Annotated in this window: 10 protein-coding genes; 5 read left to right on the top strand and 5 right to left on the bottom strand. The window is 60.4% G+C overall.

Going from position 1 to position 9,287, the window contains the following annotated elements; genetic code table 11:
- Positions 1 to 62: 62 nt before the first annotated feature.
- From AC07V0_RS21695 to AC07V0_RS21675, 5 genes are all read right to left on the bottom strand, one after another.
- On the bottom strand, positions 63 to 950 hold the full coding sequence (locus AC07V0_RS21695; RefSeq protein ID WP_495019921.1) for a universal stress protein: 888 nt from the start codon (positions 948 to 950) through the stop codon (positions 63 to 65).
- 189 nt (positions 951 to 1,139) lie between these two features.
- Positions 1,140 to 1,739: a trypsin-like peptidase domain-containing protein gene (locus tag AC07V0_RS21690; protein WP_018928290.1), complete on the bottom strand. Its 600-nt coding sequence runs from the start codon at positions 1,737 to 1,739 to the stop codon at positions 1,140 to 1,142.
- Positions 1,740 to 2,077: 338 nt separating this feature from the next.
- Positions 2,078 to 3,298, bottom strand: a complete 1,221-nt coding sequence (gene arsJ, locus AC07V0_RS21685) for an organoarsenical effux MFS transporter ArsJ (RefSeq protein ID WP_064616862.1) — start codon at positions 3,296 to 3,298, stop codon at positions 2,078 to 2,080.
- A 9-nt stretch (positions 3,299 to 3,307) separates the two neighbouring features.
- On the bottom strand, positions 3,308 to 4,312 hold the full coding sequence (locus AC07V0_RS21680) for an ArsJ-associated glyceraldehyde-3-phosphate dehydrogenase (RefSeq protein ID WP_457326892.1): 1,005 nt from the start codon (positions 4,310 to 4,312) through the stop codon (positions 3,308 to 3,310).
- Between the two features lie 43 nt (positions 4,313 to 4,355).
- Positions 4,356 to 4,721, bottom strand: a complete 366-nt coding sequence (locus AC07V0_RS21675) for a metalloregulator ArsR/SmtB family transcription factor (RefSeq protein ID WP_086945530.1) — start codon at positions 4,719 to 4,721, stop codon at positions 4,356 to 4,358.
- A gap of 222 nt (positions 4,722 to 4,943) precedes the next feature.
- On the opposite strand from AC07V0_RS21675, the gene AC07V0_RS21670 reads away from it, so the two are divergent.
- The 5 genes from AC07V0_RS21670 (at position 4,944) to AC07V0_RS21650 (ending at position 9,253) form a co-directional block, all read left to right on the top strand.
- A complete protein-coding gene (locus AC07V0_RS21670) occupies positions 4,944 to 5,615 on the top strand; it encodes a GntR family transcriptional regulator (protein ID WP_007935506.1) in 672 nt (223 codons plus the stop codon).
- A gap of 114 nt (positions 5,616 to 5,729) precedes the next feature.
- Complete coding sequence (locus tag AC07V0_RS21665) at positions 5,730 to 6,662, top strand: 4-hydroxyproline epimerase (RefSeq protein ID WP_495019920.1); 933 nt, start codon at positions 5,730 to 5,732, stop codon at positions 6,660 to 6,662.
- Complete coding sequence (locus AC07V0_RS21660; RefSeq protein ID WP_495019919.1) at positions 6,659 to 7,774, top strand: NAD(P)/FAD-dependent oxidoreductase; 1,116 nt, start codon at positions 6,659 to 6,661, stop codon at positions 7,772 to 7,774. Before AC07V0_RS21665 ends, AC07V0_RS21660 begins: the two co-directional genes overlap by 4 nt.
- On the top strand, positions 7,767 to 8,003 hold the full coding sequence (locus tag AC07V0_RS21655; protein ID WP_008074690.1) for a (2Fe-2S)-binding protein: 237 nt from the start codon (positions 7,767 to 7,769) through the stop codon (positions 8,001 to 8,003). The genes AC07V0_RS21660 and AC07V0_RS21655 overlap by 8 nt, the downstream gene beginning before the upstream one ends.
- The gene (locus tag AC07V0_RS21650) at positions 8,000 to 9,253 is read left to right on the top strand and encodes an FAD-dependent oxidoreductase (protein ID WP_436275843.1); all 1,254 of its coding nucleotides are present in this window, start codon (positions 8,000 to 8,002) and stop codon (positions 9,251 to 9,253) included. The genes AC07V0_RS21655 and AC07V0_RS21650 overlap by 4 nt, the downstream gene beginning before the upstream one ends.
- Positions 9,254 to 9,287: the final 34 nt, after the last annotated feature.

The raw sequence follows: 9,287 nt of genomic DNA, 5'->3' as shown, positions 1-9,287 counted from the left end.
GGCTCCTGAACGAAATCGGGAGCACAGCATCCGGGATCACTTGGCAGCTTTGAATGTGTAGTTCATGGAGCGGTTACGATGTTGCAGGGCACTCGATACAGAACATGCTCCGTCGTACTGCCTACCCACTTGCCCACCCCCTTGCGATGCGTATTGCCCATGACGATCACATCGGCCCGGTGATGCGCTGCAAAGTCAGCCAGCGCTTTGCCGGGCGGGCCCGCAACGAAGTGTTGTCGCTCGGTGGGCACGCCAAAGTGGTCGGCCAATGCGATGAATGACTGATGCAGAGACTTGCGCACGTCACTGTTGAAGCCTGGCATCGTCACTGCACCCGCGCCTGCGTCGGCTATATGCGTCAGCGACAGATCATAGGCATGCAGCAAATGCAGTTCTGCGTTGCATTGCATGGCCAGTCCGTTCGCTGCCTGGATGATGCGGTCGTTGATGCCGGTGATCTGCGTATCGGGTTGCGACGGATCGACCGCCGCCACGATCACCCGCGGCAGCGGACACCTGACTTCGCTGACCAGATGCACAGGCACCGGACATTCGCGCAACAGGTGCCAATCCAGAGGCGTAACGAAAACACGCTTGAGTGCAGACTCGTGCTGCACGTCCTTGATCACCAGATCCGGCTGCATTTCTGCCACGTGCCGAAGGATTTCTTGCAACGCGCTGCGGGTTATAAGCACTTCGGTGCTTACCGTGACCCCGCGCCCGCGTATCAGATCTGCTTCATCCTTCAGCCACTTTTCGTTCTCTTGCTGACAGGCCTCACGAAACCGCGCACCGGCGCTCATCAACCCCAAAAGGTGAGAGTCTTCGATAAACACCGTGATGTGCAGCGCTGCGCCAGTGGCTTCGGCGATGGCGACAGCTCGTTCCAACGCCGGGGTGTGACGCATGGCTGGGCCGGCTATCAGAAAGAGTCGTTGATATTGGCTCATGTAACACCTCCAAACGTTCCGGGATATCTAACTCCCCCCAACGCTCTCGCCTGTCAAGCCACCGACGATTGGCTATCGCCTCAACTAACGGGATCGACACTATCAATATACGCCTTGATTGAATAAGCGAGTGATAGACGCGCCACGTCACACCGAATCCGATGTTCCGGATTCGGTGATGACCCAACACTACTTCTGCGCGTATTTCGTGCCGTGCGAATCGTTAAGCTGTGCCTGCATCAGCCCCCACTCACGTTGAATGATCGAGTAAGGAATAAAGATACTGATCCGCTCAGCGCCCTTTACCCCAGGGTGAAAACTCACATCGTGAAGTGTGGTGGAGAAGAATCCGACATTAATACCGACAATGCTGCCGTCATTGGCGATAACCGGCCCACCCGACATCCCCTTGATCATCGGGGCATCATGGATGGCATAGCGTTCGCCGCTGCCTTCATCACTGTTGATGAAAGGCGCCGGATACACCTTGCCTTGCCCGCTGACCGTTGTCATATACGGGCTCGTTCCCACGGCAGTGATGTGCTCACCCACGCGCGGTGCGCGCCATGACGGATAATGGCCGTCAGCCTTGTGCTTGATGAAGACCAGGTCGCAACCGGTGCTGCAGCTGTATATCACGTTGCGAATGAGTGGGGTGTGGCGGGTGGTGACGGCGTAATCCTCGTTCCATTGCACGGCCGAGGCGGTGTACAGATAGGGCAAGGGAAAGCCTGAGAAGACTGAGAAATATGAATCGTTGGCAGGTCCCGACAAGTCGGGTTTTACCATACCGTTGCATCCTGCAATACCAGCTCCTATTAAAAAGTAGGCCATGATTTTAATCATGATGTTCACCGACTTATAAGGAGATTTTAGTTTTTGTTGTGTCAGGTTTTTAGTGATCAGGTTGTTGTAGTTGTTCCTCGCTGCCTGTTCTGGTGGGTAATGTATGGCTTAGGTTGTAAGCGTGTGTATGAATTAATTGCGCTAAGAACAATCGCTTTTCGTTACATATAAAAAACTTCAAATATTTGGCGCCTGAAAAATGTCACATGCACCAAAATAAATATAAATGGAAGTTGCACTTAATAAGTGTAAAACGCGTGAAACAGTACTTTTAGAGCGATTTAGAGCACGTTGGAATGCCGCGGCAACCTAACAGAAATCAGTGCCGCGAAAATAACAAATGCGCTGGATATCCATAAACACGCTTCCAGCCCGAAGACCTGAAAAACCCAACCGGAGAGCACGGTGCCGATCAGCCGTCCCATGGCGTTGGACATGTAGTAGAAGCCCACATCCAGCGATACGCCGTCTTCCTTGGCGTAGGACACGATCAGGTAGCTGTGCAGCGAGGAATTCACCGCGAACAACGCACCAAAGATCATCAGACCGCCCAACAGCACCCACTGTGGCGACAACCCGGTGTTCAGCCCCAGCGCGATTGCCGCCGGCAGGCCTGCCAAGGCAACCGCCCAAAGAAACGCGGCGCGGCCATCCGGGACATGCCCTCGTTGCTTGCCGGTGATCCGCGGCGCGAGCGATTGCACGATGCCGTAGCCAATCACCCAGGCCGCCAGGAATCCACCGACCTTCCAGAAGTCCCAGCCAAAAACGCTGCTCAAGTACACCGGTAAAGCCACGACGAACCAGACATCGCGGGCACCGAACAGGAACATCCGTGCCGCCGACAAGATGTTGATGGCCCGGCTCTTGGAGAGAATGTCGCGGAACCTGGGCTTGGCTTTCGCCTTGCCCAGGTCCTTTTTCAACAGGATCAGGCTGCCGAGCCAGATCAGCGAAAGAACGCCTGCCATGGCCAGCAGCGCCCCTCTGAAACCGATCAGGGCGAGCAATGCCCCGCCGAGAAAGAAACCAACGCCCTTGAGGGCATTCTTCGAGCCGGTGAGGATGGCTATCCATTGATAAAGCGTGCCCTGTTGCCCGTCGGGCACCAGAAGCTTGATCGAGCTTTTGGCGCTCATCTTGTTCAGGTCTTTGGCGATCCCCGACAGTGCCTGCGCCCCCATCACCCAAGGAATCGTCAGCCAAGCGACTGGCACCGTCAGCATCAATAGCGCCACCACCTGCATCCCCAGCCCGATGTTCATGGTCCGGTTCAACCCCAGTCGCGCGCCGAGATAACCGCCCAGCAGGTTGGTGATCACGCCAAAGAGTTCGTAGAACAGAAACAACGCCGCGATTTGCAACGGGCTGTAGCCCAACCCGTGAAAGTGCAGCACCACCAACATGCGCAAGGCACCGTCGGTGAGGGTAAAAGCCCAGTAATTGCCCGTAACAAGCAGGTATTGCCGCACTGACGGCGCGAGGGCTGACAAGGCTTTCATCAACGCTCCTTAAACGGCCAGACCGACCATCCTGGCCAATTCGACGGTGCGGTTCGCGTAACCCCATTCGTTGTCGTACCAGGCATAGATTTTGACCTGGGTGCCGTTGATGACCATGGTCGACAGCGCATCGATGATCGATGAGCGCGGATCGGTGCGGTAGTCGATGGACACCAGCGGACGCTCCTCGAAACCGAGAATACCTTTGAGTTCGTTCTCGGACGCGTCCTTGAGAAACCGATTCACTTCGTCAACCGTGGTGACGCGATCGACCTCGAACACACAATCAGTCAGCGAAGCATTGGCCAACGGTACGCGCACCGCGTGACCATTCAGACGCCCGCGCAGCTCCGGGAAAATTTCCGCGATGGCGGTGGCCGAACCGGTGCTGGTCGGGATCAGGCTCATGCCCGAAGCCCGCGCACGGCGCAGATCCTTGTGGGGTTGGTCGAGAATGCTTTGGGTGTTGGTCAAGTCGTGAATGGTGGTGATCGAGCCGTGGCGAATGCCTAGCGCTTCATGGATCACCTTGACCACTGGCGCGAGGCAATTGGTGGTGCACGACGCCGCGGTAACGATGCGATGTTCCGCCGGATTGAACAGTTGATGGTTGACGCCCATGACGATGTTCAGCGCGCCCTCTTCTTTCACCGGAGCGCTGACCACCACGCGCTTGACGCCCTGGTCGAGGTACGCCTGAAGCACCGCGACTGTCTTCATCTTGCCGCTGGCTTCAATCACCAGGTCGCAGCCCGACCAATCGGTATCGGCAATCGCCTTGTTGGCAGAAACCTTGATGCGCTTGCCGTCGATGACAATGCAGTTACCTTCGGCGCTGGCTTGATCATTCCAGCGACCATGCACCGAATCGAAGTTCAGCAGGTGCGCATGCGTCGCCGCGTCGCCTGCGGGGTCGTTGATCTGCACGATCTCAAACTCCGGCCAGTGCCAGGCGGCGCGCATGGCGAGACGACCGATGCGGCCAAAACCATTGATGCCCACTTTGATAGTCATGTTGGTGTGCTCTGTATCTGTTGTCAGGGATAGGCTTTTGAAATTATCGAACCGGACAGCAGGCGGCTGCCCGTTCAGGGCGCTCACCCATGTCTTCAAGACGTTTGGCATCAGCGCTTAGCCAATGCTGGTTGGTTTCAAGCACGACAGTCAGCATTTGAAGCACCCAGTCAGGAAGGCTCGGGTGCAACCGGTAGTAAACCCATTGGCCTTGTCGACGGTCCGACAGCAATCCGCTGGTGCGCAACTGCGCCAGGTGCCTGGAGACTTTCGGCTGGCTCTCATCCAACGCACAGGTCAGCTCGCAGACACACAACTCTCCCTCGCGGGCGATGAGCAGCATCATGCGGACCCGGTTGTCGTCAGCCAGGCATTTGAAAACAGTGGTCGGCGTCAGAGAGTCAGCCATTTCGGGTCTCGGCGTTTGGGTTTCATACAGCAACACGGGCTTCGCGACACAGGCAAGCCTCATTAATATGCGTTTTGCCGAATATATGTTTTTCCGTATATGCGGTAAAGCAGCAAATCTTCGACCAACACAACCAGCGTCCTGACGTTCGTGCGGTCCCGGGAAGATCAGCGAAAGGATTTCGTATACCCTATCGCTATCTCACTCCAAACGATCGCCGCCGTGAACCTACCCAAACTCAACGCTCCCGACCTTGGCAATACGCCTTCGACCTCGGAAATCATCACCCGTCATCTGCGCGACGCGATCGTCGCCGGGCATTTCGCCGAAGATGAGCCGATTCGCCAGGACGACATTGCCCGCCAGTTCAACGTCAGCAAGATTCCGGTGCGCGAGGCCCTCAAGCGGCTGGAGGCCGAAGGGCTGGTGATGTTCCAGCGCAATCGTGGGGCGATGGTCACGCGGGTTTCCGATGCCGAGCTGGCGCAGATGTTCGAAGTGCGCATGTTGCTGGAAGACAAAATACTGCGCCTGGCCATCCCCAACATGACCGAAGAAACCTTCGCCCGTGCCGAGCGTATCTGTCAGGAATTCATCGGCGAGGACGACGTGGGCCGCTGGGCCGAGCTCAATTGGGAGCTGCACGCCTGCCTCTACGAACCGGCACAACGGCCGTTTCTGGTCAGCCTGATTCGATCGGTCAACGACAAGCTGGAGCGCTACTTGCGCATGCAAATGAGCCTGTCGGCCGGCAAGGAACGGGCCGATCACGAACACCGTGAGATCCTCGCGGCCTGCCGTGCCGGGGATGTGGAACTGGCGGTGAAGCTGCTGGACGAACACATTGCCGGGGTCTGCAAGACCCTGTTCGAACACCTGCCCCACGCCCACTGACGGTTCAGGATGCTGTGCCGATTTCGTCATCGGCACAGGATAAATCCATCAAGCCGGCACCTCGCCGCACAGGCCACTCTTGCGTTCACTCATCTGAACGGACGTGGCCCTTCCATGAAACGCATCACCGTGATCGACTCCCACACCGGCGGCGAACCGACCCGTCTGGTGACCTCCGGCTTTCCTGACCTGGGCACCGGCAGCATGGCTGAACGGCGCAAGCGGCTGGCCGACCATAATGATCAATGGCGCGCGGCCTGTGTGCTGGAACCACGAGGCAGCGACGTGCTGGTGGGTGCCCTGCTCTGCACACCGGTAGACCCGAGCGCCTGTGCCGGAGTGATTTTCTTCAACAACACCGGTTATCTGGGCATGTGCGGCCACGGCACCATCGGCCTGGTGGCGTCGTTGGCGCATCTGGGCAAGATCGGCCCCGGTGTGCACCGCATCGAGACGCCGGTGGGGACGGTGCAGGCGACCCTGCACGAAGACCATTCGGTGAGCGTGCGCAATGTGCCGGCCTACCGTTACCGCAAGGCGTTGGTGTTACAGGTGCCGGGCATCGGCCAAGTGGTCGGCGATATCGCCTGGGGCGGCAACTGGTTTTTCCTGATCGCCGAGCATGGCCTTCGGGTGGCCGGCGACAACCTTGACGCGCAGACCGCTTATACCTACGCCGTGCAACAAGCGCTGGAAGCCCAGGGCATTCGTGGCGAAGACGGCGGGTTGATCGACCATATCGAACTGTTCGCCGATGACGATCACGCCGACAGCCGCAACTTCGTGCTCTGCCCCGGCAAGGCCTATGACCGCTCACCGTGCGGCACCGGCACCAGTGCCAAACTGGCCTGCCTGGCCGCCGACGACAAGTTGCAACCGGGGCAGATCTGGCGTCAGGCCAGTGTCATCGGCAGCGAGTTCGAAGGTTCTTATGAATGGCAAGGCGAGCGCATCGTGCCGACCATTCGTGGCCGTGCCTTTATCAGTGCTGAAGCCAGTTTGATCATCGAACAAGATGACCCGTTCGCCTGGGGCATTCGCCCATGAGCGAGGGCCTGGTGGCCGATGTAATCGTGATCGGCGCCGGCATCATCGGCGCCGCCTGCGCCCAGGCGCTGGCCCGTCGTGGCTTGCAGGTGGTGGTGCTGGACGCCGGCCTGCACGGTGCGACGGCGGCAGGCATGGGCCACCTGCTGGTGCTCGATGACAACCCGGCCGAATTGGCCCTGAACCAATATTCCCTGCAACGCTGGCGTGAACTGGCGCCGGACCTGCCCGACGGCTGCGCCTACCGCAACAACGGCACACTGTGGCTGGCGGCCAACGCCGAGGAAATGGCGGTCGCCCACAGCAAATACCTGAACCTGAAAGCCCAGGGCGTGGCGTGTGAACTGGTCAGTGCCAGCGCCTTGCGTCAGCGTGAACCGGAACTGCGCGAGGATCTGGAAGGCGGCTTGCTGATCAATGGCGACGGCATTCTGTATGCGCCGGCGACGGCCCGCTGGATGCTCGACACACCGAACATCCGTCAGCACCGGGCGCGAGTCAGCGCGGTCGATGGCAATCGCGTCTGCCTCGATGACGGCCATTGGTTGCGGGCCGAAGCCGTGGTGTTGGCCAACGGAATTCAGGCCAGCGACCTGTGCCCGGAGTTGCCCATCGAGCCGAAAAAGGGCCACCTGCTGATTACCGACCGCTACCCCGGCACCGTCACCCACACCCTGGTGGAACTGGGTTACGTCACCAGCGCCCACAACGCCACCGGGCCATCCACCGCCTGCAATATTCAGCCGCGCCCGACCGGGCAATTGTTCATCGGAGCCTCACGGCAATTCGGCACCACCGACCCGCAGGTCGAAGGCTGGATGCTGGCGAAAATGCTCAAGCGTGCCGCCGAGTACATGCCAGGGCTGGCCCGGCTCAACGGCATCCGCGCCTGGACCGGTTTTCGCGCCGCCAGCCCCGACGGCCTGCCGCTGGTTGGCCAGCACCCACAGCAGCAGGGCTTGTGGCTGGCGGTTGGGCACGAAGGGTTGGGCGTCACCACGGCCCCCGGCACGGCCGACTTGCTGGTGGCGCAGCTGTTCAACGAAACCCCGCCACTGGCCGCGCAACCCTACCTGCCCCAGCGTTTCCTCGGAGAACCTGTCTATGCCTGAATTATTGCTGGACGGCCGCGCCTTGAAGGTGGCCGAGGGCACCAGCGTCGCCGCAGCCTTGGCGCTGGGCAGCGACGGATGCACACGCACTTCGGTCAGTGGCCAACGCCGCGCACCGCTGTGCGGCATGGGCATTTGCCAGGAATGCCGGGTGACCATCGACGGCCGGCGACGCCTGGCCTGCCAGACTCTGTGCCGTGACGGCATGCAGGTGCAGACATGCCCATGAACGAATACGCCGATCTGCTGATCATCGGTGCTGGCCCCGCTGGCATGGCCGCTGCTCTTGCCGCTGCCCCCAGTGGCGCACGCATCGTCATGCTCGACGACAATCCGCTGCCGGGCGGGCAAATCTGGCGTGACGGCCCTCAAGCCAATGTGCCCGATCAGGCCCGTCGCCTGCGTGAGCGATTGCAGGCGTGCAGCAACATTCGCCGTCACGCCGCCACCCGGGTGATCGCCAGTCCCGGTCCGAAACAGCTGCTGGTCGAAAATGACGATGACGGCTGGCTGATCAGTTATCACAGATTGATTCTGTGCACCGGCGCCCGCGAGTTGCTGCTGCCCTTCCCCGGCTGGACGTTGCCCGGCGTGACCGGGGCCGGTGGCTTGCAGGCGCTGATCAAGGCGGGCCTGCCGGTGCAGGGTGAGCGCGTGGTGATCGCCGGCAGCGGCCCGTTGTTACTGGCCAGTGCCGCCACGGCGAAAAAACACGGCGCGCAGATCCAGCGCATCGCCGAGCAAGCCTCGCGCACCGCCGTCGCCGGTTTCGCCGCACAACTGCCCCGCTGGCCTGGCAAATGGCTGCAATCGTTCAGCCTGTTCGACCGCCATTACCGCACCGCGACGCATGTGCTGGCCGCCCTTGGCACTGACCGCCTGGAAGGTGTGCGCCTGCAACAACAAGGCAAAATCGTCGAACTGGAATGTGATCGGCTGGCCTGTGGTTTTGGCTTGATCCCTAACATTCAATTGGGCCAGGCACTGGGTTACGCCATCGAGGGTCAGGCGTTGGCCGTGGATGCCTGGCAGGCCAGTCGCGTCGATCATTATGCGGCGGGAGAATGCACCGGGTTTGGTGGCAGTGAACTGGCTTTGGTCGAAGGTGCCATTGCGGGCCACGCGGCGGTCGGTGACCTTGAAGCGGCACGCCAGTTGTGGCCACGTCGGGCACGCTGGCAGGGTTTCGCCAAGGCACTGAATCAGGCCTTCGCCCTCGACCCACAACTCAAATCCCTGGCCCGCCCCGACACCCTGGTCTGCCGCTGCGAAGACGTGCCCTACGGCGCATTGACCGGGCACACCGACTGGCGCGAAGCCAAGCTGGCCAGTCGCTGTGGTATGGGCGCCTGTCAGGGCCGGGTGTGTGGCGGCGCGGTGCAGCACCTGTTTGGCTGGCAACCCTCGGCGCCCCGTCCGCCCTTCAGCCCGGCCCGAATCGAGACCTTGATGTGCCTGGACGACACCCCGCCAGCCTGAAACCCCCTCGGGGGTTTCAGCCGCGCTGTCGAGC

The organism is Pseudomonas sp. GW821-FHT01E10, assembly GCF_059422365.1.
The sequence above is the reverse complement of the archived record's forward strand: the minus strand, read 5'-3'. Positions and strand labels throughout refer to the sequence as shown.

Coding starts and splice junctions, on each gene's coding strand:
- AC07V0_RS21695 (WP_495019921.1), bottom strand. CDS start 950: ATGAGCCAATATCAACGACTCTTTCTGATAGCCGGCCCAGCCATGCGT.
- AC07V0_RS21675 (WP_086945530.1), bottom strand. CDS start 4,721: ATGGCTGACTCTCTGACGCCGACCACTGTTTTCAAATGCCTGGCTGAC.
- AC07V0_RS21660 (WP_495019919.1), top strand. CDS start 6,659: ATGAGCGAGGGCCTGGTGGCCGATGTAATCGTGATCGGCGCCGGCATC.
- AC07V0_RS21655 (WP_008074690.1), top strand. CDS start 7,767: ATGCCTGAATTATTGCTGGACGGCCGCGCCTTGAAGGTGGCCGAGGGC.
- AC07V0_RS21690 (WP_018928290.1), bottom strand. CDS start 1,739: ATGGTAAAACCCGACTTGTCGGGACCTGCCAACGATTCATATTTCTCA.
- arsJ (WP_064616862.1), bottom strand. CDS start 3,298: ATGAAAGCCTTGTCAGCCCTCGCGCCGTCAGTGCGGCAATACCTGCTT.
- AC07V0_RS21680 (WP_457326892.1), bottom strand. CDS start 4,312: ATGACTATCAAAGTGGGCATCAATGGTTTTGGCCGCATCGGTCGTCTC.
- AC07V0_RS21665 (WP_495019920.1), top strand. CDS start 5,730: ATGAAACGCATCACCGTGATCGACTCCCACACCGGCGGCGAACCGACC.
- AC07V0_RS21650 (WP_436275843.1), top strand. CDS start 8,000: ATGAACGAATACGCCGATCTGCTGATCATCGGTGCTGGCCCCGCTGGC.